Genomic DNA, 22,319 nt, shown 5'->3' on the forward strand with positions numbered 1-22,319 from the left:
CTTAAGGTGTTTTTGTTACTTTAATTTTTTTGGGCGGCGTCAAGGAAGGCGCTAAACCTTGCTCTGCCACTTGCCGCGTTACCACGGTTTCCATTTTTAACCTCCGGGCTTCAAGCCGCGTATCTACAAATTCACTATGCAACTCTTTTACTTCAGCATTTAACTGAGAGATCAGATGCACTTTTTTATCTGCACGATGCGAACTCCCAATCATCACAATTGCCAAAACCGACAAAAAAATGATCATACGCCAGTTCTTAACCGCATCGTCACTAAACAGGAACTTACCTTTAAGTATGTGATAAATACCTTCTTTCAAATCCCTTATAATTTTTCAGCAACACGCAGCTTTGCACTACGCGCTCTGTTGTTTTGTTTTATTTCTTCTTTAGATGGAACAATCAAGCCGCCAACCTTTTTAAAAGGCACGCTGAAATTTCCAAAAATGTCTTTCTCCGGCTCTCCTTCAAAAAGACCATTGCGCATATAGCGCTTTACCAACCTATCTTCTAATGAGTGATACGAGATCAAACTCAAGCGCCCGCCGGGTTTCAACATCTCTTCGGTTTGCTGAAGAAATTCTTTCAACACCTCTAACTCCTGATTCACTTCAATACGGATCGCCTGATAAATCTGCGCCAACAATTTATGCTCGCGCCCTTTAGGTAAATACGATTGAAGCGCTTGCTTTAGATCTTCAGTAGTCTCTATAGGCTGATCTTTGCGCACAGAAACTAAAGTTCTCGCCAGCTTAGGCGCACTTCTCAATTCACCGTACTGCAACAACACTCGTGACAAATCCTCTTCTGCATATTCATTAACCACGTGATACGCCGAAAGCTTATCACCTTGATTCATGCGCATATCAAGTTTTGCATCAAAACGAGTCGAGAATCCGCGCTCAGCAACATCAAATTGATGAGACGACACTCCAAAATCACCCAAAATACCGTCTACTTGCGCCGCTCCATAAAACCTCAAAAAACGCTTCGCAAAGCGAAAATTCTCATTAATGAGCGTAAACCTAGGATCATCAATAGCATTCTCCAACGCGTCTTTATCCTGATCAAAAGCAAACAATTTACCGTCAGCACCTAGACGTTTTAGGATCTCTCGAGAATGACCACCTCCACCAAAAGTCACATCTACATAAACTCCGTCAGGTTTGATCGCCAAACCATCAACAGTTTCTTTTAATAAGACCGGGTTATGATAATCCATCAGGTATGTCATTTTGATCTCCCATTACTTCTTCTGCCAAGGCAGCAAAATCTCCATCATCATTACTCACTGCCTCTTCATAACCTACAGCATCCCAGATCTCAATGATATTTCCTCCGGAAGTCAATACGATATCCTTTGTAATCGACGCAAACGCAATCAGATCTTTAGGAATCAACAACCTCCCGGAAGCATCAGCTTCAACTAACTTTACACCTGCCGTAAACCTCCTGATGAAATCCACGTTTTTCTTCACAAAGCGATTGAGTCCGTTGAGCTTTTTCATCATCACCTCCCATTCAGACATTGGCCACAACTCTAAACACGAATTAAACACAGAACGCTTCACCACAAAGCCTTCCTGCAACTCTTTTGCAAGCTGTTTTTTCAACGCAGACGGCATCATGAGCCTTCCTTTAGCGTCAACTTTGCACTCATATGTTCCTATAAGACTGAGCAAGAATACAGTAGGTTTTAGGTATAATATTTTCAAATATATAGAATTTTATACCACATTCTCCCACATTCTACCACTTTGTTGATAAATTATCCCACTTGTTAATTATTCTGAAAATCTTAACATTAGGTTAGTAGGCTGGCTTAAAACCTCTTGTTATCGCAAGGCGGCGCAAGCATTAAAGACAAGTGTATTTTTAGATTTTCAATTTGGGCTAAATGTCTATATTTGTGGCAAAGCCGCTTGCCGACCTATTAATTATGAAGCACCAATTAAAAACCGAGGGAAAATTTACTTACTTAGAAGTAGGCGAAGGAACCCCTATCGTAATTCTTCACGGACTGATGGGTGGCCTGAGCAATTTTGATGCGGTAACCGATCACTTTTCGCAAAACGGCTATAAAGTCGTAATTCCAGAATTACCTTTATATTCTATGCCTCTTATCAAAACAGGTGTTAAAACATTTGCGAAATACCTCAACGACTTTATCGCGATGAAAGGCTTTAAAGAAGTTATTCTTTTAGGGAATTCACTCGGCGGTCATATCGCATTATACCACACTAAGCTCTATCCGGAAGTGATGAAAGCCTTGGTGATCACCGGAAGCTCGGGGCTTTACGAGAGCGCAATGGGTGAGAGCTACCCGAAACGCGGAGATTATGAATACATCAAGAAAAAGGCGGAAGATGTGTTTTATGATCCTGCAGTAGCAACCAAAGAAATTGTAGATGAAGTTTATGAGACGGTAAACGACCGAAACAAACTCATAAAAACACTTGCGATCGCTAAAAGCGCTATACGCCATAATATGGCTCAGGATCTCCCGCATATGAATACATCTACGTGTATCATCTGGGGCCGTAACGACAATGTCACACCTCCTGAGGTTGCCGAAGATTTTGATAAGCTATTACCAGATTCTGATCTATACTGGATTGATAAATGCGGTCACGCTGCAATGATGGAACACCCAAAAGAATTTAATGAGATTCTTTCAAGGTGGTTAAAAGAGCGCAATTTCTAATACACTCTTCTTATGCATATAAAATCTGCTGAATTTCTTGTAAGTAATTCTAATGTGGCCAAGTGCCCTAAAAATAAGATGCCTGAATATGCATTTATAGGACGGTCAAATGTTGGGAAGTCGAGCTTGATCAATATGCTTACCGACCGTAAAAATCTGGCTAAAACTTCCGGAAGACCCGGAAAGACACAATTGATCAATCATTTTGTGATCAATCAAACTTGGTATCTCGTCGATTTACCGGGTTACGGTTATGCTCGTGTTTCAAAAAAAGTAAAGAAGGAATTTCAAAAATTCATCACGCAATATTTTGAGGAGCGTGAGCAATTGGTTTCAGCGTTTGTACTTATAGATTGTCGCCATGAACCACAGCCTATTGACCGAGAGTTTATGCAATATCTCGGCGAAAAACAGATTCCGTTTTCTATAATCTTCACCAAAGCAGATAAACTGAAGCCAAAAGCTTTAGAACGCAATATTGAACATTATAAACAGGAATTACTCGCTGGCGCTTGGGCCGAAATGCCTAATTATTTTATTAGCAGCGCTACAAACAGTACGGGAAAAGATGAGATTCTTGACTATATCGATGCGATAAATGAGCAGCTTAAAGAGTCTTAAGCTTTGCTTTTATCGCTTGAATAAGCGCTGCTTCGGTATTTAATATTTCTAATTCTTCTTTAGACAGAAAAACATTTAGACATGTTTCGGTTTTAATCAGAATTACCGGAAACTCCCATTGGTCATTCCTTTCAGCCGTATAGTTTTGAAGAAACTCATCACGATGGCAAAACTCCATGTTTAAAGCTGTAGATTGCCTAAATGCCTTCCACATTTCACGCTCTTGAAATGCGCCATGCGTGAGCGTACACAACTTACATGAATACGTAGACGGACTCACAATCTTATGAACACCATCTAAAAGTGCATTTAAGGTTCCGGAACGTGCGTTGTAAACAAAAAGAAGTGTGACCACCTTCCGGAACTATAAAATTACTTTTTCAATTCTAGTTTTTCGGCAAAATAATCACAGAAATCCATCATCGTAGCAGACATTTTATCATCGTCTGTAGCGCGCTTAAAGGTATTAGCCATACTCACTAAAGTCTGATGAAAAAACACCTTCATCTCATCAACCGGCATATCTTTGGTCCATAAATCTATACGCGCAGCTTCCTGTTTTTTGTGATCCCAAAGCGAAAGCATCAAAGCCTTTGCCGGCTCGTGCGATACACCGCCATCGGGTGCATTCCAAGAGATTTTCTCCGGCACTCTGTTCTCATCTAATTCTACACTTAGTTTGATTTCAGTTTTCATCAACTGTTATTATTTGCGGGGTTTATAATTTGCTTGTTTAAAAATCTCGTCACTGCTTTTACCGGGCAACATTTGCAAAGGTATGGTATTCCGCTGCATATACGCTTTCACCATTTGCCAACCGATATAGCGACCCAACCTTGGCGGACTTTCGTTATCAAATTCTAAATAGAATTTTGAAAATGGCGCAGGGTTGATAAAACGGCTTAATAGCTTACTATCTGTATCAAATAACAATTCATTTTCAACAAAATACGTCCAGATATCTACTTCATTAGCTTCTGCCCAATCCAGCTGCTCAGGCGTATAGCCTATGATCTCATTCTTGGCTTCTAAGGTTAAAAGCTGCTCCATCATATAAAGTCGTTTGCCGTGATAAATCATTTCATCTAAAAAACGACGGCTTCCCTGCTTGCGCACTAAGGCTCTTACAAAAGCATCAGCAACATCAACATCTATCTGCTCCTTGCGGAAATTCTGCGTGTAAAAACGCTGAATACCCTTATAAAAATGATGGTCTTTACCTAAGTAATTATCTAACCCTATGATCAAAAGACTATCCGTTAAAATCACAGGAGTTCGGTATGCGACATCAGACGTAATGGTAACTACTTTAGGCAATGGCGTTTTTGGATAATAATATTTTATATGCTTAAATAAATTGTCAAGCTCCTGAGTTTCCTCATTAAAATCAGGAAAAGATTGAGCTACTTCGCTATTCAATTCAAGCTGAATGGTGTCCTGTATCTTATCGTGCCAAAACTGCTCATCATACTGCTCAGGAAAAAGATAAGGATATGCAGCGATCAATTCTGGGAGTTCTGAAGCATCAACTTTGGCAAACTTCTGATCAAATCGATCTACTTCTAAAGCGATAGGAATCTGTGAAATTTCTTCTGGGATTTTTACATCATTCTTACAACCCACCATCAAAAACACGGTAAGCCCTAAAAAAAACCTAAAACCCATGCTTAACGCGATGCGCACCTGCTGAAACATTTCAATTTTTAGTAAATTCACCATCATAAATTGCTGCGCAAAGGTAGCATTTACAAACCATAAATCCTGTTTCTTATGCAAACCGAAAAAGTAATAGATCATATTGTTAACTGGCTAAAAACCTATGCAACCAACGCAAATATTCAAGGTTTTGTTGTAGGTATTAGTGGCGGAATTGATAGCGCTACTACCTCAAGTCTTTGCGCTAAAACAGGATTACGTGTGCTTTGTGTAGAAATGCCCATTCACCAACCTCCAAGTCATGTTACGCGAGCGCAGGAACATATTGCACAACTTAAAAAACGTTTTGCGAATGTATCTGATGTACGTGTAGATCTCACCGAAACTTTTGAAACTTTTAAAACTGCTTTACCGGCTGCCGAAACAGATACAAACCCCGGTCTTGAGTTAAGTTTGGCTAACACGCGTGCTCGTTTACGCATGAGTACCTTGTATTATTTTGCGGGATTACACGGCTATCTGGTTGCCGGAACAGGTAATAAGGTTGAAGATTTTGGCGTTGGTTTTTATACAAAATACGGTGATGGCGGTGTTGATTTGAGTCCGATTGCAGACTTGATGAAAAGTGAAGTTTATGCGTTAGCCAAAGAACTTGGAGTTCCTGAAAGCATTCAAGTCGCTAAACCTACCGATGGTTTGTGGGGAGACGACCGTAGCGATGAAGATCAAATTGGCGCTACTTATGACGAACTCGAGTGGGCGATGCTTCAAGATGAGCAAGGTAAATCAAGCGAAGATTTTGAAGGTAGACAAAAGCAGGTGTTTTCTATTTATAAAGGCTTTAATAACGCCAATAAACATAAGATGGAGCCTATTCCAGTTTGTACGATCCCTGAAGATTTGAAATAATTTTGAAGTTCATCCTGTAAATTAATTCTTACAGCGAAAAGCATTTGCAGTTACAATTATTGGTTTTATTTTCGTCTCAAAGCGTATAAAACTCACTATGATTACTATCACAATTGCAGATCATCACCCTATAATCGTTGATGGATTAACCCATATTCTTAAGAATACCATTCACGAGATCATCGATGTGGTTTCAGACGGAAAAGACCTAATCGCATCACTAGAAGAAGAGGTGCCTGATCTGGTAATCATGGAAATTGACATGCCCAACCTTCAAGGCCTTACAGCGATCAAAGAACTGCGTAAGCTTTTCCCCGGAATTAAAATTATGGTGTACAGCACACACCCCGAAGGTATGTACGCGCTCAGCGCCATTAAAGCCGGCGCAATGGGTTACATTGGCAAAACTGCTGATACTGCAACTGTTTTAAAAGCGGTAATTCAAGTAGCGCGTGGTGGTATTTACCTCAACAATAATTTAGTGGAAATGCTTTCTAATACTGATCCTTCTCACAACAGTACGCTGGCATATCGCTACAAAAAGCTTTCTACGCGTGAGACCGAAGTTTTAAATATGCTTTCTTCCGGAAAGCGTAACAAAGACATCGCTGAATCTCTGGATATTAACGAAAAAACGGTAAGTACGTATAAAACGCGTTTGCTTAAAAAGTTAGACGCCGGAAGCTTAGCAGAACTCATTCAGCAGGCTCGACTCTTGCAAACTTCAGACCTCTAACGCATAAAAGGCATAATCACCAGATTTCGCTTTTTGGCAATTAGTACTTCTAGCGTTTTATAATCTTTGTAGTCCTCAAGGAATTCTTGAGCATTTTCTGGTAGTTCCCCTGTTTTAAGCTGCTCTCCAAATTCTGCCATTTTACGCTGAATAAGGAAGTGACGTAGATTGAGTAGGGTTTGCACCGTTTCTAATCCTGAATTTTCCTTTAAGGTTTTTACATAGATCTCGTGACGGTCCCACGCGTGCAGCGTATGCTTTTCAGGTTCAAAAGCTATAGATGATATTTTTTCCATTTGAGAAGCCGGCAACACTTCGCCCAATTGATCTAACTTGATATCGCCTTCTTCTCTGGTTAAATGCTCTATAAGTAATGGATAAATCGCCTTAAAATCATCATTAGCAAACTCTACCTCGTCTTCTTGCAAGTCTAAATAGATCTTTTCGTAGATGATCAATTCTCGCTTTTCTTCTCGCTCTATGAGTTTTCCGTCTTTATCCTCATCATATACAAGATCTACAAACTGCACCGGCTCATTAGCAAATGTAATGAGCAGCTTTATGATGTTTTGCTCCAATTCGTATTGCCGCTCAAACTTTACCTTTTCTTCATTTTTAAGCGGAATCATCTCACCTTCGGCAGGACGTTTTTCGGTGGTTTGAACAGCCTCTTTTTTACCTTTATTTCTAATTTGTGCAAGCGTATTAAAAAGCACATCTTCTTTAATATCCATAATACGTGCGCACTCTTGCACATAAATTTCGCGCTTGATCACATCAGGGATTTTAGCGATACTTTCTACCATATCGCGTACGAGACCCGCTTTTTTGATGGGATCCCCCTGAGCTTCTTTTACAAGCAACGAAGCTTTATACTGAATAAAATCTTTAGCGTTTTCCTTTAAAAAATCTTCAACCTCAGTAAGCGTATGAGATTTTGAAAAACTATCGGGGTCTTCACCTTCCGGAAAGCTGCACACCTTTACGTTCATTCCTTGCTCCAAAATCAAATCGATTCCGCGTAAAGAAGCCCGCTGCCCCGCAGCATCTCCATCAAAAAGTACTGTGATATTAGGTGTCAATCTATTGATCAAGCGTATTTGCTCTGGAGTCAAAGCAGTACCTGAAGAAGAAACCACATTTTCAATCCCCAATTGATGCAGCTGAATCACATCGGTATACCCTTCAACCAAGTAGCAATTATCTTCTTTAGCGATTGCCTGCTTGGCGTAATAAATACCATAAAGCACTTTTGATTTGTGGTAGATCTCGCTCTCCGGACTATTTAGATACTTTGCCGCCTTTTTCTCATTAGTAAGAATTCGGCCTCCAAAACCTAAAACACGACCGCTCAATGAATGAATAGGAAACATCACCCGACCTTTAAAACGGTCAAACTGCTTCTCTTCTTTGACGATGGTCAGCCCGGTTTTTTCTAAAAACTCCAGCTTGTAGCCTTTGCGAATAGCTTCTGAGGTAAACGCGTCCCAAACATCAGGAGAATACCCCAATTGAAACTTCTCGATCGTTTCTTCGGTAAATCCGCGTTCTTTAAAATACGACAAACCTATCGCCTTGCCTTGTTCAGAATTCAGTAAGGTTTTGTGAAAATAATCACGTGCAAACTCTGAAACCACATACATACTCTCTCGCTCATTAGCCTGCTCCTTTTGCTCATCGGTTTGCTCGGTTTCTTCAACCTCAATATTGTACTTTTTTGCGAGATACTTGATCGCTTCGGGATACGTAAAATGCTCGTGCTCCATCAAAAAAGCAACGGCATTACCTCCTTTTCCACTTGAGAAATCCTTCCAGATTTGTTTTACCGGAGAAACCATAAAACTCGGAGTGCGCTCATCTGAGAACGGACTCAAGCCTTTAAAATTTGATCCTGATTTTTTCAGCTGAACAAAATCACCGATTACCTCCTCAACGCGAGCGGTCTCAAATACGGCATCTATGGTGGTTTTTGAAATCAAAAAAATGAAAATTTCTTCGGTTAAAATTAAAAAAAGGTGGTCGCAAATTTACTAATAAAAAATACCTGTACGGGTTTAATCGCGCAGGTATTCTATTTACTTAACTAAGGCTGCTTGTATCTAATCCATATCAAAACGCAGACCTACTGAAAAATTGCGTTGTTCAACCGGATTATTTTTAAAGATTGTATTCAAATCGTATTTCACATAGAGCGCTGTATCTCCAAACGCGATGTAACCGCTTAGGCCATAGATAAAATTATTTGTATTAAAATTCTGCTTGAATTTATCCTTGCGATCCTCTCCGTTTTCTTCATATTTTAATTTCTGAATCGTGAGCAAATTGAATCCTGCATAACCTCCCAAACCAAGCTTAAATTGGTTGTGTGTAGAATATCTAAAGTAATCATCGTGTACTTTTTTAGTGGAAGGACCAATCTCAAAATGCACAGGAAACACCAGATGATCCATTCTGAATTTTGACTTATCCAGATCTAGCGGAAAAGTTTCTAAAACGGTCTGATCACCTTGTTCTACTAAATATTGATTATCGTCTATTTTCAAACCATTGAACTGAAAACTGAATCCATACTTTAGTCTCAGAAAATTGGTATTGTCAAAAACACGAGTTTTCCAGGCAAGACCAAGTTCAAAGAAACGGCTACCTCCTATTTTATAGGGTGAATCGTTAAGCGATTGCCCGTCAATGATCGCATTATTAAACCCAATCCCCAATACGATATCTGAGGTTGTGCGACGGTCATAAACCACCTCTTCTTTATCGCCAGAACCTAAGGTCACTTTATCTTTCCCTATAAAAATTCCAAAAATAGAATCATCATCCAGATCAGTCTCGTTGCGCTCCAGCAAATCAATTTTACTTTCTAAAATAGCGAGTTTATCTTCAATATTTCTGGCGTGCTTTTTTGCAGCTTCTTTCTTTAAAATAGTCGCTTCTTCTTCGGTTAATTCTCCGTTTTCAAAACGTTTGTTAATGGCAAGCACTTCAATTTTAAGCGCTTCTTTTTCTTTTTGCACCACTTCTTCTTTTTTCGCGTTTAATGTGGCGATCGTTTCTTCTTTTTCGGTTTCCTGCGCAAAAGTTTTTTGCGGCAAGACACTTGACAAGGTAATTAAAAGTAATAGTAAGAATCTCATAATTGTTGATTTAAGTAAAGGTTGCAGCTTCCCGCCCCGTCGAGACGGGAAGATCAACTTCCTTTCCTTTAGATTGATGAATGAATTTTTATTGGCACCCCAAAGTGCATTTTACCCCGAGGTAGTTTACTAATTGTTGCGAGAAACAATGGCTTCCCGAGCTTTTATAAAGCCATCTTTAAGCGCTTCAAAAATGCGGTCTCTAAAAGAAGGATCCAGTTCTTCTTCAACCTCATAAAGCAAAGCTTCTGCACTTATCGTATTACGCTCGCGGTCAAACATTTTTTCCGAAATGATATCTCGCTGTGCATCTCGTAAAAGTTGGTCAATTTCTGCATCAGAATAGGCGACTCCGCTGTTTTGCTGCTCCTGTACTTTACTGATCAAATCATTTACTTCGGCATCAATTTTACTTTGAGTCGTTTGATCAAGCTTTTCATCTGCTGAAGCTTTCTGAGAATCGGTCACCGCTACTGCTTCTTCATACTTTTGAATTACCGGTTGCTCCTTACGTTTCTTAGGCGGTTCAGCGATCTGTTGCTCTTCGTGAACTGCTACACTTGCTTCTTCTTGTGCTACAATGTCTTGTTGCTTTTGCTGAAGAGTTTCTATAGGTTCGCTTTTTTCCTGTTTTTGCATTTCAGCCGGAGTTTCCACCACTTGATTTACAGGGTTTTTATCCATCTCATCCTGAAAAACATAGCGTCCTGCAAGAATAAGAATTCCAATAAAACTTGCTGCGATCAAAACCCAGCCGTAGCCTTTGTTACTTTTTGCAGGCTTGGCCTCTTGATCAAGGGAAGCCTCTAGCTTTTGCCAAGCTTCAGCCGATGGTTTGATCTCCCGATGCTCCAACCGCTCTCTAATGTTATCTTCAAACTTTATCGGTGCCATACTGATAGGTATTGAGTTCGTTTAACTTTTGCTGAAGCAGTTTACGCGCTTTAAAAAGCTGAGATTTTGAAGTACTTTCAGAAATAGCAAGCATTTTTGCGATTTCCTGATGCTTATAGCCTTCTACCGCATACATCACAAACACGGCGCGATAACCTTCTGGCAAGCGATCTATCAACAACTGAATTTCTTCTGCATCGAGTTCGCTATCCACAGGATTATAGGTTGTATCATCAGCCTGCTGCTCATAATCTGTAAAGGTGATTTTCTGTTCTTTTCGTAGATAGGAGATCGATTCATTAACCATAATGCGTCGCACCCAGCCTTCAAAACTACCTTCGTCTCTAAAGCGATCCAGGTTTTTAAATACCTTTAAAAATCCGTTACACATCGCTTCTTCGGCTTGCATCACGTCATTTAAGTAGCGACGACAAACGCCCAGCATTTTAGGTGCGTGCGTATCATAAAGTTTGCGTTGCGCTTCGCGATTGCCCTGCGCGGCTTTCTTTATGAGTTGTTTCTGGCTATTAAAGAATGTAATGACTTTCACAAATCCTGTTTAAAACTGTCTTCATTAATAAAAACGCAGAAAAGTTCAAAATGGTTGCCCGGAAGATAAAATAATTTGAAATAAACTTTCAAATAACTAAATATCAGTAATTTAAAAAATTATTTTTTTCGTTCAATCACGTAATTCACCATCAGCACAAGAGCTTCTTTGTACTTTGACTCAGGGTATTTATCTAGAATTTTTAATGCCTCTTGCTGTAGTCCTTTCATTTTTGCCACGGCGTAATCCAATCCGCCGAATTCTTTCACGTAGGCAATCACCTCATTTACCCGCCTCTTATCCTTATTGTGATTTTTAACCGAATTGATGAGCCACTTGCGCTGCTTCTCATCACTGTTGTTCACCGCATAGATAAGCGGAAGCGTCATTTTTTGCTCTTTGATATCTATCCCGGTGGGCTTTCCTATTTTTTGCGAACCGTAATCAAAAAGGTCATCTTTAATCTGAAAGGCAAGACCTATGAGTTCACCAAACTTACGCATCGCCTCCACATCCTTTTTGCTAGCGTGAATGGCGCAAGCACCCATTGCGCAACAGGCAGCGATAAGCGTTGCCGTTTTTTGCCGAATAATCTCAAAGTAGACTTCTTCGGTAATATCGAGATCGCGGGCTTTTTCGATTTGAAGTAGTTCGCCCTCACTCATCTCTCTAACAGCTACCGAAATGATCTGCAGCAAATCAAAATCTTCGTTATCAATTGAAAGCAGTAATCCTTTAGAAAGTAGAAAATCACCAACAAGCACGGCGATTTTATTTTTCCATAGTGCATTTAAGCTGAAGAAACCACGACGACGGTAGCTGTCATCAACCACATCATCGTGCACTAAAGTTGCAGTATGTATAAGCTCTATAACCGAAGCACCGCGATAGGTACGATCGTTAAGACGCTCGTCGCCCAACATTTTAGCCACAAGAAACACAAACATCGGGCGCATTTGCTTTCCTTTACGGTTTACAATATAATGTGTGATGCGATTAAGAAGCGGAACTTTTGATTTCATCGAAAGCGAGAACTTCTGCTCAAAAAGTTCCATTTCGTGAGCAATAGGCTGCTTAATTTGTTCGACTACTTTCAAGTTTTAATTTTAGTGCAGTTAGTTCGCTTTTAGAAATTATAATGTTGTAGCAAAAATACTATTTTTAATACTATCCATTTTTATTAGCCAATTGCCCACAAGCCGCATCAATATCTTTTCCGCGCGAGCGACGTACGGTTACTGTGATTCCGCGATCTTCAAGTTTCGCCACATAGCGATCAATTGCTAGCGGATCTGCCTGCTGAAACTGGCCGTCATCTATAGGATTGTATTCAATTAAATTCACTTTACTAGGAACCGCCAGACAGAAATCAATTAATGCTTCAATATCCTTATCTTGGTCGTTAATACCGCGCCACACTACATATTCATAGGTGATGCGCTTTTTGGTTTTCACATACCAGTATTGCAAAGCTTCTTTCAATTCCTGAAGCGGCATTTGCTCATTAAACGGCATAATATCGGTACGCACATCATCTAAAGCCGAGTGCAGCGAAACCGCAAGATTGAATTTCACTTCATCATCTGCCATCTTTTTGATGATCTTAGGTACGCCGGAAGTTGATACCGTGATGCGCTTGGGAGACATTCCTAAACCTTCAGGATCTGTGATTTTTTCAATAGACTTTACCACGTTTTTATAGTTCATAAGCGGCTCGCCCATTCCCATAAAAACAATGTTAGATAACGGCCTGTTATGATACAACCTACTTTGCTGATCGATCGCAACCACTTGATCAAAAATTTCGTCAGGGTTAAGATTCCGCATACGCTTTAAACGTGCGGTAGCACAAAACTTACAATTTAAACTACAACCTACTTGTGAAGAAACGCAAGCCGTAGTGCGTGATGCGGTAGGTATCAAAACCGATTCTACCGTAAGATTGTCATGAAGTTTTACGGCATTTTTGATCGTACCGTCTGAACTGCGCTGCATTTGATCAACTTTGATGTGATTGATCACAAAATGCTCGTCTAGAAACGCACGAGTTTCTTTTGAAATATTGGTCATATCATCAAAAGAATGCGCGCCTTTTACCCAAAGCCACTCATACACTTGATTTCCACGGAAGGCCTTTTCGCCCTGCGAAACAAAGAAATCACGCAATTCTTCTCGCGATAGTGCTCGTATGTCTTTCTGTGTATTTTTCACGTTGCAAAGTTATCAATTAAGTCGCTCTCTTAAACCGGAATTTTGATTATAAAAAAATCCCCGTTTGCGCGGGGATTTTTTATGCTGAATAAACAAGTGATTAGATGATCAACATCGCATCACCGTAGCTATAAAACTTATATTTTTCTTTTACTGCTTGCTCATAAGCCTCTTTCATAAAATCGTGTCCTGCGAATGCAGAAACCATCATCATCAAGGTTGATTTTGGCGTATGGAAGTTTGTGATCATACAGTTTGCAATACTGAAATCATACGGAGGGAAAATAAATTTATTTGTCCAACCGCTAAATTCGTTAAGCGTTTTATTAGAGCTCACTGAACTTTCTAAAGCACGCATTACGGTAGTTCCTACAGCGCAAACTTTACGATTTTCACCAATTGCTTTGTTAATAGTAGTAGTTGCAGAACTATCAATGTACGCTTCCTCACTATCCATTTTATGCTTAGAAAGGTCTTCTACCTCAACCGGGCTAAACGTCCCTAGACCTACGTGAAGCGTTACTTCTGCAAAGTTTAATCCTTTAATTTCTAAACGCTTTAACAAGTGTTTACTAAAGTGTAGACCCGCAGTAGGAGCAGCAACTGCACCTTCATTTTTAGCAAAAATCGTTTGGTAACGCTCTGCATCTTCCGGCTCCACATCACGTTTGATGTATTTAGGAAGTGGCGTTTCACCAAGCTCAGTCAATTTATTTCTGAATTCTTGATACGAACCGTCATATAAAAAACGTAAAGTTCTTCCTCGTGAGGTAGTGTTATCAATAACTTCAGCAACTAGACTTTCGTCATCTCCAAAGTACAATTTGTTACCAATACGTATTTTACGTGCAGGATCTACAAGCACATCCCAAAGACGCGTTTCTGAATTCAATTCACGAAGTAAAAACACCTCGATACGCGCTCCGGTTTTTTCTTTATTTCCGTAAAGTCGTGCAGGAAACACTTTGGTATTGTTCAATACCATCACATCGTTAGGCTCAAAATAGTCGATCAAGTCTTTAAATAACTTGTGCTCTATAGTTTGTGTTTTGCGATTAAGAACCATCAAACGCGCCTCATCTCTGTTTTCCGCAGGATATTCAGCGAGTAGTTCTTTAGGCAAATCAAAGTTAAAATGTGAAAGTTTCATTCCCATGGGACCTCTGTTTTTTAGGTATTTAAAATAGCGTGCAAATATACAACCTCAAGGTAGGGGTTGTCAAGTAAATAAGCGATTAATTTAAAAACCAAGCAATCGCAGTATTTTCAGCAGAAAAATAAGTGCTACACTTCATTAATTTTAAAGCCCAAAGTGTGTAGATCTTCCCAGAAATCAGGATACGATTTATTGACCACTTCGGCATCTTCAAAAAGAATAGAAGCTCGCAAAGCGAAAGGTGCGAATGCCATGGCCATCCGGTGATCCTGATAGGTTTTGATCGTAACATCTGACTGAAAATTGGTCGAGCCTTCTAAATGCAAGGATTTGTCAGTCACCGAAATATGCGCTCCTAATTTTGTCAATTCGGCTTTTAAGGCTTCAAGTCTATCGGTTTCTTTGATCTTTAGGGTATGCAAGCCATACAGATCACACGCTACGCCCAACCCGTAACAAGTCACCGCAATGGTTTGCGCAATATCAGGGCTGTTAGCCAAGTCAAACTCTACACGTTTCGGTTTTGGCTGATCTACTTTTTCCAGAAGTACCGCATGCTTTGCAAAAGTAGTCTTGACTCCTAATTTTTGATATAATTCTGCCAACACAGAGTCGCCCTGCAAACTGTCTTTTTTATAACTGGAAATTTTCAGCTTTGCTGTATCACAAAGTGCTGCTAAACTGTAATAGTATGAAGCGCTACTCCAGTCTGATTCTACGACCATTTCTGAAACGTTGATCGCACCGGCTGGTTTAATTTTTATTTGCTGTCCTTCAAAACTACTCTCGACACCCAGTTGCGTGAGCAGTGCGCGAGTCATTTCTATATAAGGCACTGAAGTAACCTGACCTATGAGGTTTATTTCAATTCCGTTAGGTAAAGAAGCGCCCACCATCATCAACGCAGAAATGTACTGACTGCTCACATTTGCAGCGAGTGAAACCGTACTCTTAGTAAGCTTTTTACCTTTGATCAAAAGCGGCGCGTAGCCCTCATTATTTTGATAGGTAATGTCTGCTCCTAATTCTCTCAGGGCATCAACCAGCAAACCTATAGGACGCTCCTGCATACGCGAACTTCCTGTAAGAATGGTTTCTCTACCTTCAAAAGCTGCAAAATACGCAGTTAAGAAACGCATAGCAGTACCCGCGTGATGTATATCAACTGTCTTTTCTTTTGACGCTAATGCTTTTTGCATCACCTGACTGTCGTGGCTGTTAGACAGATTCTTGATCTTAAAATTCCCGAATAAAGCCTGAAGCAAAAGCAATCTGTTGCTCTCACTTTTAGATCCTGTAATTGCTATGTCTCCGTCTAAATGCGGTTCTTTCTGGTGGAGTTTCAGTTTCAAAATGCGTGGTTTTTGGTTGATTGTTTGTTGTGGATTACTGCAACTTTTGATTATTGTGATGCCTGTCGTGATCCCTTTTGGTTTTAAGGTCAAGCTTTTTATCAAAAGCATCTTGAAGGTCAATTCCGGTTTGATTGGCTAAACACAACACCACAAAAAGAACATCGGCAAGTTCTTCTCCCAGATCTTTATTTTTGTCGCTTTCCTTCTCACTTTGCTCTCCGTAGCGGCGCGCGATAATACGCGCTACCTCACCTACTTCTTCGGTAAGTTGAGCCATATTGGTCAATTCGTTAAAGTAGCGAACGCCGTGATTATTGATCCATTCATCAACTGCTTTTTGAGCATCATCAATTTTCATAGGTATATAATCTTTATGAAGATGCTAAATTAAGGTAAAGCAAAAAAATGAGTGCAAACTCACACGGCTTATTAAATACTTTTCTGAAGAATCACCTTCTCGGTCTCTTTTGCCACCCTGCGATTAAAAAACTCTTTCAGGCTTTGATAATAATCATAAGGAACAAATGTACCGGTTAGATTAAACTTAGTCATCACCTGCAAGGTCTGCCCCATATGCGTAATTGAATAAACAAAGCTACCCAATTCGCCGGGTAGTGCGATTTTTATAGGTTCTGGCAATTGTTGCACTTCGTAACCTTCCGGCAGCTTTAAGGTGACATTGGTATTATGAAAAAAGGGATAATTAAACTCTACCGGTGAAATACGCACATCAGACTTAAAAGGATTATCGCCCATTGTAAAAAACAGTAGTGGGTTGAGATAAATCTGGCCGGGAACCTGATCTACTCCTTGATTAATTTTGAATTCTAAAGATTCTGTTATTGGGGCGCTTAATTCTTCAATACCTTCTAATTTGAGATTAGTAACTTCATCAACTCCCAGATCAACTGCTCGTTCTTGAGTATATGTTTCTAAGCTTTCTTCATCAACCTTATGCCTAAGCTCAAAAGCTTCAAGACTTTTATAGCGCTGCTTGAGCACACCATTGATGCTTCCATCTTCATTTAAGTCTGCCATCACGTAACGATCTTTCTGCGGACTAATGGTCTCATACAAATCGATCTCCTGAGAAACACCTTCTTTATTTACCATTCTGCCATACCAATTATAAACACGTGTAGGCAAGATATTAGGCGCGCTAAACTTATCAGTAGCATCAAGAAGAATGGTTTTAAGACCGTCTCTCACACCAACAACCACATAGTTATAACCTTCTAGCGTTGGAAATGACGGAATACCGTGTTGCTTGGTACCTATCAACACAGGATTTGCCTGTACGCCACACTCTCTCAGCAACACCGTTAGCAAAAGGTTTATTTCAGCCACATCACCAGAGCCACGCTTTAGCGCCTCATCGATGCCGTCGTCTGTATATTTCCCGTAGTTGCCATTCCACTTTATTTTAGACTTGACATAGGCCAAAGCGGCTTCAATTTTCTCGGCTTGGGTTTTATGATCAGCTACCATACGAGCAGCAACTTTTTTTAAGGATAGAGACGGTCTCATCTGTCCGCCGAATTCTCTTTGCTTAAAAATTGTCTTTGCAACTTCTTCCCAAGTCGTTGCATATTCTTTTTTATTTCCTTCAGTAAATTCAGTAGATATCAACTCATATACGATGCTTCTTCGGTAATTATCAGGATTTATCAAAAACACTTCTTCCTTTAATGCCGGAACGTCGTTTTGCGTATATTCTGCAACCAACTCCTTATAACTAGCATAATTAGATTGACCATAAGCATTCTCAAAATTCACCCCACCATCAGCGATAGATTCTTTAGGAGTAATGTCAAAATATCCTTTTTTTAATCTGCGGAAAGTAAACATTCCCGGAGTTCTGATCTTTGCATAGTATTCGACAATAGGAAGGTCTTCTTGCAAGATCAAATCATCGATTTTGTAAAACGGCGATATGGTGGTGTAACTCCATTCTACGATACTCCCAACCTGTACTGCCGGCATCGTAATCGAGGTTTCGTCCCAATGCTCAGAGCGCTCATTTTCAAAAATCCCATCTTTTTTGAGTTCGATTTCTTCAATTTTACCATTAACAAGATTATACGTCACTCCCTCTATGTCATCTACGCGCTCTTTATCACTATCATTTTTATAGCTCAAAATCTTTTTTGTTGCGTAGTCCAGACCCTCTTTTGATAAGATTTTTATACGCTCTTTAAATTCGTTGATGATCAAAAAGCCGCTTGAGGTTTTATAATCAAAGTAGGTCTCTCTTACCTTGTCAAGGTAGATAGCCGCAGCGGTCGAATCTTCAGCATACACCTTTAGCTCCAACTCGTCTTTAGTTACTTTGTCTAGTTTTATTTTTTGGGCCTGAGCGCAGTGAACTGCACCCAACAAAACTACCATAGTAATCATTAAAAGTTTAAAACGCATTTTCTCTTAATTTAAATTTTAGTAAGAACGATCTTTTCATTTTGCTTTGTTACGATAGTCTCGTAAAACTTTTTAAGATCTTGATAATAATCAGGAGCGATGATCGAAGAATTGAACGCCATCTCTGTAGAGATATTGATTTTATCCTCTGACGCTGAAACTCTGTAAACATAAGAAGCCATCTTATCAGTCATATGATACAAGGCACTTTCCGGAAGGCTTTCAACTGTATATCCTTCAGGTATTTTAATACTTATAATATAGCGGTCTTTCCAAGGGAATTTAAAATCTACCGGATGTGCACGCACTTCAGATTTAAACGGATTTTCAGTAGTGGTTACGTGTAGCAACGGCGAGACATACAACTTACCCCCTACTTCTTCTACTCCGTTAAGCATCTCAAAATTATAAGCCACCTCTAACGGATTTGATACTTCTAAAGCGTTTTTCAATTCTAAGTCAGCGATGTCAACTCCAGAATGCATTTGCTCAAAAGCTTTCAATTGCTCTTCTTCTGTTCTAGAACCTAAATTTTTTCTATAGTTTAGACCATAATTCCCAGTATATCTGCTTTGCAAGTTTCCTACAGCAACCAAATCTTCGGTGATTTCTGAGCTTATGATCGTGCTTTCAGTAGCGTGCTTGCTAGGATATAAATTCACCCATTCTGAAGATCCACCCTCTCTAATTACTCGACCATTCCAGTTAAGTAACTCTTCATCTAGCAGGTCTGGCATTCCCATTTTGTTTGTAGCATCCATCAAAAAGGTATGCTCTCCTATTTTGGCTCCGGCAATTACGTCGTTAAAGCCATTACGCGTAGGAAAGACCGGGATTCCGTTATCACGTGTACTTAGGATCACCGGGTTTGCATCTAAGCCTGCATATCGAAGCATACTTACCAGCATCAAGTTGATATCTGCACTGTTTCCAACTCCTGATTTGTAAGCTTCTTTCACCCCTTCATCTGCATATATACCTATGTATTTGTTCCAAACCATCTTTTGCTTCACAAATTCATAAATGCGCGCAAGCTTTTCAACAGGATCATTTGCTCCTGTAAGCAGTTCATCTATATCATCATCAAAAAAACGTACCGACTTGAGCTGACCTCCAAAGTTTTCTGAATCATAGATAGTTTTAGAAACTGCCTCCCAACTACTGGTAATTGTTTCCAGAGGCTCGCCAGGATATTGAGTAAATGAAAGTTCAAAACTTAAAGCAGCTCTGTAATTATCAATATTTGATGAATACGCCTCCTCGCGCATTGCCGGAATATCTTCAGCCAACACCTTATAGCCTTTCTTTTGATAATCTATTTTACGCATTTGAACCCCGCTCCCCACACTGCTTCTTTGCGCAAATCCTACTGACCCTCCATTAGAAACACCTTGACGCACACGATAATTGATCGTAGCAGCCTTACTGGTCTGCTCAATATCTAAAGGAAAAATACCTTTTCGGTGCAATTGATAAACCAACCATTCTGGCGTATAAAAGCTAACATCTGCTTTATTTACAGGTATTTCTTCCTGTAATCTGATCTCATCAATGGTCGACAAATAGGGCGACACCACTTCATATTGAAATTCTATCACGCAACCTGGCTGTAAGTTGGGCATGGTGAACTTTTTTACATCGTAGAATTTATTTTTCTCCTCATCAAAAATACCATCGTTGCGCAATTTACTTTCTTCAATTTTATCTCCATTGAGTGTATAGGTAACCCCTTTTATTTTACCTACACTCTCGTTTTTTGAACCGCCGGTATATAATGGAATTTGTTGGGTTCCCCAGTCAAAGCCATCTGTATTGTAAATTTTAATGCGCTCATAGACTTCCGTTGTCAACATCAGCCCATCATTCTCAAAGTAATCTATATGAGAAAACTGCTCTCTATATAAAATTGCAGCATCTGCATCAGCATCTTTTGGGTGTACCTCTTCCTGCAGCTCTTCAACAGTTACTTTACCAAACCTAAAATCCTGAGCAACCCCAAATGAAGTCACTAGTAAAAAAGCAAACCAAGTAATTTTACGCATATTATATTTTTTGTATTAATACTTTCTGACTGTCGTTGCGTACGACAGCTTTATAAAAATCCCGATAGTTTTCATACTGAGCTACAGGGTAATTTCCTTCATTGAATTTAAGGGTGCGGGTGTAGTAAAGTTGTGTTCCCTCTCTGCGAAAAGTAGTCTGATAACTACCAAATTGCTCTTCAATAACCACATCTTCTGGCAGAGCTCCTACCTCATAACCTTCGGGAAGCGTTATCGCAATTTTATCTTCTTGAGCTGTGCCGCGCAGGATAATCAGCTCAGATTTTCGATGAGCATATTTAGGTGGAATAGCATCTCTTCCTAAAGCAAAAGCATTGAGACGCAAGAGAAAATTAGCCCCTACTTTACTACCGTAATTTGTGGCACGCGCATCAAGCGACTCCGTATACACCACATTCATTCGATCATTATTCAGCTGAATATTACTAACTGAAAGTCCGTTTATAGCATCAAAGGCTTTATAATAATAATCAGACAAATCTTTCTGATCTAAGCGTGCTAACGACATACGGTTAGCGTAAAAAATCCCCGAAGATGCTCGCGTGATCGTACCTTCAAGACCACCTGAAGCATCAAATTTAAATGTGGCCTCAAGCGCTACCCGGTTTTCATCTTGCTCATATTTTGTGGTTCTTGCAAGTTTACCACCCTCTTCTGTTAAGAGTAAAACCTCGCGATCATCAGTAAACGAACCCATGTACCCAAAAGGTGTTTCTTGACTGGTACACTCTAAGAATTGGATTTCGTCTCCCAATTGCACACCTAAAATCGCGTGATTTCCTTGCATAGCGACCACAACTGTATCAAGAGATTCCTTATCAGATTTCCCATACAATACCGTGTAATACGATTTAATCCCCACAGCTTTTAACAAACTCTGGGTATAATTGCTCAAGGCTTTACAATCACCGTATCCCAAACGATGCACATCTGATGCGTTCATAGGTTTCCAGCCGCCAATCTCTACCTGCACGCTGATATAGCGTACCTTATCCTGCACATATTGGTAAATAGCGCGGGCTTTTTCCTCGTCAGTTTCTAAACCGGCAACTAAGGTTTGCGCTTCGGTGATTGTGGCTTGATCCAGATCTTGTGTGTCTTTCACTAAATCAGTGTACATCCAACGGCCAAAGTCTTTCCAGGTTTTAGCAATACCCGGAACACCTGATAAATAAAAGGTGTCAAAAAAGCATTTCACTCGAGGCACTCGTTGATCAAGATCAGGAGCACTATACTCCCAAGTAACCGGTGCAAGATCCTTGGCCATCCAGACCGTTCTGTCTGCTAATTCTTCCTTTTCAATAGCATATCCATCAAGGTGTGTTTCTTTGACGTGAAGCGTTTGTTCCGGCGGATAAATCACTGTAAATTTTGAAAATTCGGTGCCGCTTTTATAGCGCGATAAGGGCATCCAAGGTCTTAAGAAGGCGGTAGTTTCTGAAGTGGTTTCTGATATAAAATGTACCGTAAACGGATAAGTTGTTGGCGTATAATCTAAGTAAAGCACCCTGCTATCAGCATACAGTGTACCACCATCAACAGCGCTTACATCTTTAAAATCGCGTTCTTTAAAATGCTCGCGTTCTTTACCTGAAAGATCATAAACATACGCCTCGATGCTGTTCACCTTGGTGTTGTTGTCGTAACCCGCGTATGCCGCAACATCACCTAAACCGGCTTTGTTATAAACGGTTACTACTCGAGAAATAAGCGTCTTTAATTTACCTTCCCGAGAAAGATCTAACGTAATTTCTTCGTTGCGGAACACACTATCTGCACCCTCAGAAAGTTCGGGATTTACAGTAAGCGCAGAAAGTTTTAAGTCTTGACTAAAAGCTACAGAAGATGCAACAAATAGTAATAGAAGTAGTTTTTTTGCCATTCAATAGATTGTATGGCAATATAGCAAAATC

General features: G+C 39.9%; 22 protein-coding genes. 4 read left to right on the forward strand and 18 right to left on the reverse strand.

The window, feature by feature from the left end:
- Position 1 precedes the first annotated feature (1 nt).
- From HCN54_RS12550 to mraZ, 3 genes are read right to left on the reverse strand one after another with little or no spacing between them, the layout of a single operon-like run.
- Entirely contained in the window at positions 2-319 is a 318-nt protein-coding gene (locus HCN54_RS12550) for an FtsL-like putative cell division protein (protein ID WP_072983294.1), read from the reverse strand.
- Between the two features lie 5 nt (positions 320-324).
- Positions 325-1,221: a 16S rRNA (cytosine(1402)-N(4))-methyltransferase RsmH gene (gene rsmH, locus HCN54_RS12555; RefSeq protein WP_072983292.1), complete on the reverse strand. Its 897-nt coding sequence runs from the start codon at positions 1,219-1,221 to the stop codon at positions 325-327.
- Positions 1,208-1,681 (reverse strand): division/cell wall cluster transcriptional repressor MraZ, encoded by a 474-nt coding sequence (gene mraZ / locus HCN54_RS12560; protein WP_072983290.1) that lies wholly within the window; start codon positions 1,679-1,681, stop codon positions 1,208-1,210. The genes rsmH and mraZ overlap by 14 nt, the downstream gene beginning before the upstream one ends.
- Before the next feature lie 257 nt (positions 1,682-1,938).
- Between mraZ and HCN54_RS12565 the strand changes: the two genes are divergently transcribed.
- Together HCN54_RS12565 and yihA are read left to right on the forward strand one after the other, a co-directional pair.
- Positions 1,939-2,703, forward strand: coding sequence for an alpha/beta fold hydrolase (locus HCN54_RS12565; RefSeq protein WP_072983859.1), 765 nt, complete (start codon positions 1,939-1,941; stop codon positions 2,701-2,703).
- 12 nt (positions 2,704-2,715) lie between these two features.
- Positions 2,716-3,324: a ribosome biogenesis GTP-binding protein YihA/YsxC gene (gene yihA / locus HCN54_RS12570; protein WP_167598068.1), complete on the forward strand. Its 609-nt coding sequence runs from the start codon at positions 2,716-2,718 to the stop codon at positions 3,322-3,324.
- Here yihA and HCN54_RS12575 read toward each other — a convergent pair.
- Genes HCN54_RS12575 through gldB form a run of 3 tightly spaced genes read right to left on the reverse strand, consistent with a single transcriptional unit; the run spans position 3,311 to position 5,121 of the window.
- Positions 3,311-3,679: a GTPase gene (locus HCN54_RS12575; protein ID WP_167598069.1), complete on the reverse strand. Its 369-nt coding sequence runs from the start codon at positions 3,677-3,679 to the stop codon at positions 3,311-3,313. The two genes, yihA and HCN54_RS12575, sit on opposite strands and share 14 nt — an antisense overlap.
- 17 nt (positions 3,680-3,696) lie before the next feature.
- Positions 3,697-4,020, reverse strand: a complete 324-nt coding sequence (gene gldC, locus HCN54_RS12580; RefSeq protein WP_072983855.1) for a gliding motility protein GldC — start codon at positions 4,018-4,020, stop codon at positions 3,697-3,699.
- A gap of 9 nt (positions 4,021-4,029) precedes the next feature.
- Positions 4,030-5,121, reverse strand: coding sequence for a gliding motility lipoprotein GldB (gene gldB, locus HCN54_RS12585; protein WP_240924885.1), 1,092 nt, complete (start codon positions 5,119-5,121; stop codon positions 4,030-4,032).
- Between gldB and nadE the strand changes: the two genes are divergently transcribed.
- Positions 5,095-5,889 carry an NAD(+) synthase gene (nadE, locus tag HCN54_RS12590; protein WP_072983285.1) on the forward strand — a complete coding sequence of 265 codons (795 nt, stop codon included), beginning with the start codon at positions 5,095-5,097 and terminating at the stop codon, positions 5,887-5,889. The genes gldB and nadE overlap by 27 nt on opposite strands.
- A 97-nt stretch (positions 5,890-5,986) precedes the next feature.
- Positions 5,987-6,625: a response regulator gene (locus tag HCN54_RS12595; RefSeq protein WP_084673139.1), complete on the forward strand. Its 639-nt coding sequence runs from the start codon at positions 5,987-5,989 to the stop codon at positions 6,623-6,625.
- Here HCN54_RS12595 and dnaG read toward each other — a convergent pair.
- The 12 genes from dnaG to HCN54_RS12655 form a co-directional block, all read right to left on the reverse strand.
- Positions 6,622-8,604 (reverse strand): DNA primase, encoded by a 1,983-nt coding sequence (gene dnaG / locus HCN54_RS12600; RefSeq protein ID WP_167598070.1) that lies wholly within the window; start codon positions 8,602-8,604, stop codon positions 6,622-6,624. The two genes, HCN54_RS12595 and dnaG, sit on opposite strands and share 4 nt — an antisense overlap.
- 120 nt (positions 8,605-8,724) lie before the next feature.
- The gene (locus tag HCN54_RS12605; RefSeq protein ID WP_167598071.1) at positions 8,725-9,762 is read right to left on the reverse strand and encodes a hypothetical protein; all 1,038 of its coding nucleotides are present in this window, start codon (positions 9,760-9,762) and stop codon (positions 8,725-8,727) included.
- A 129-nt stretch (positions 9,763-9,891) separates the two neighbouring features.
- Positions 9,892-10,656, reverse strand: a complete 765-nt coding sequence (locus tag HCN54_RS12610) for a hypothetical protein (protein WP_167598072.1) — start codon at positions 10,654-10,656, stop codon at positions 9,892-9,894.
- Complete coding sequence (locus HCN54_RS12615; protein ID WP_167598073.1) at positions 10,637-11,206, reverse strand: RNA polymerase sigma factor; 570 nt, start codon at positions 11,204-11,206, stop codon at positions 10,637-10,639. Before HCN54_RS12615 ends, HCN54_RS12610 begins: the two co-directional genes overlap by 20 nt.
- Positions 11,207-11,325: 119 nt before the next feature.
- Entirely contained in the window at positions 11,326-12,303 is a 978-nt protein-coding gene (locus HCN54_RS12620) for a polyprenyl synthetase family protein (protein ID WP_167598074.1), read from the reverse strand.
- A gap of 70 nt (positions 12,304-12,373) precedes the next feature.
- Positions 12,374-13,417: a 23S rRNA (adenine(2503)-C(2))-methyltransferase RlmN gene (gene rlmN, locus HCN54_RS12625; RefSeq protein WP_072983275.1), complete on the reverse strand. Its 1,044-nt coding sequence runs from the start codon at positions 13,415-13,417 to the stop codon at positions 12,374-12,376.
- 100 nt (positions 13,418-13,517) lie between these two features.
- Positions 13,518-14,567 (reverse strand): tRNA preQ1(34) S-adenosylmethionine ribosyltransferase-isomerase QueA, encoded by a 1,050-nt coding sequence (queA, locus tag HCN54_RS12630; protein WP_072983850.1) that lies wholly within the window; start codon positions 14,565-14,567, stop codon positions 13,518-13,520.
- 134 nt (positions 14,568-14,701) lie between these two features.
- Positions 14,702-15,925: a 3-phosphoshikimate 1-carboxyvinyltransferase gene (locus HCN54_RS12635; protein ID WP_167598075.1), complete on the reverse strand. Its 1,224-nt coding sequence runs from the start codon at positions 15,923-15,925 to the stop codon at positions 14,702-14,704.
- A gap of 34 nt (positions 15,926-15,959) precedes the next feature.
- The gene (locus tag HCN54_RS12640) at positions 15,960-16,286 is read right to left on the reverse strand and encodes a nucleotide pyrophosphohydrolase (RefSeq protein WP_167598076.1); all 327 of its coding nucleotides are present in this window, start codon (positions 16,284-16,286) and stop codon (positions 15,960-15,962) included.
- A gap of 71 nt (positions 16,287-16,357) precedes the next feature.
- Positions 16,358-18,343, reverse strand: a complete 1,986-nt coding sequence (locus HCN54_RS12645; RefSeq protein ID WP_167598077.1) for a DUF3857 domain-containing protein — start codon at positions 18,341-18,343, stop codon at positions 16,358-16,360.
- An 11-nt stretch (positions 18,344-18,354) separates the two neighbouring features.
- Complete coding sequence (locus HCN54_RS12650; protein WP_167598078.1) at positions 18,355-20,385, reverse strand: DUF3857 domain-containing protein; 2,031 nt, start codon at positions 20,383-20,385, stop codon at positions 18,355-18,357.
- A gap of 1 nt (position 20,386) precedes the next feature.
- On the reverse strand, positions 20,387-22,288 hold the full coding sequence (locus HCN54_RS12655; RefSeq protein ID WP_167598079.1) for a DUF3857 domain-containing protein: 1,902 nt from the start codon (positions 22,286-22,288) through the stop codon (positions 20,387-20,389).
- Positions 22,289-22,319: the final 31 nt, after the last annotated feature.

Source organism: Leeuwenhoekiella sp. ZYFB001, from assembly GCF_011784865.1.
Taxonomy (GTDB): Bacteria; Bacteroidota; Bacteroidia; order Flavobacteriales; family Flavobacteriaceae; genus Leeuwenhoekiella; species Leeuwenhoekiella palythoae.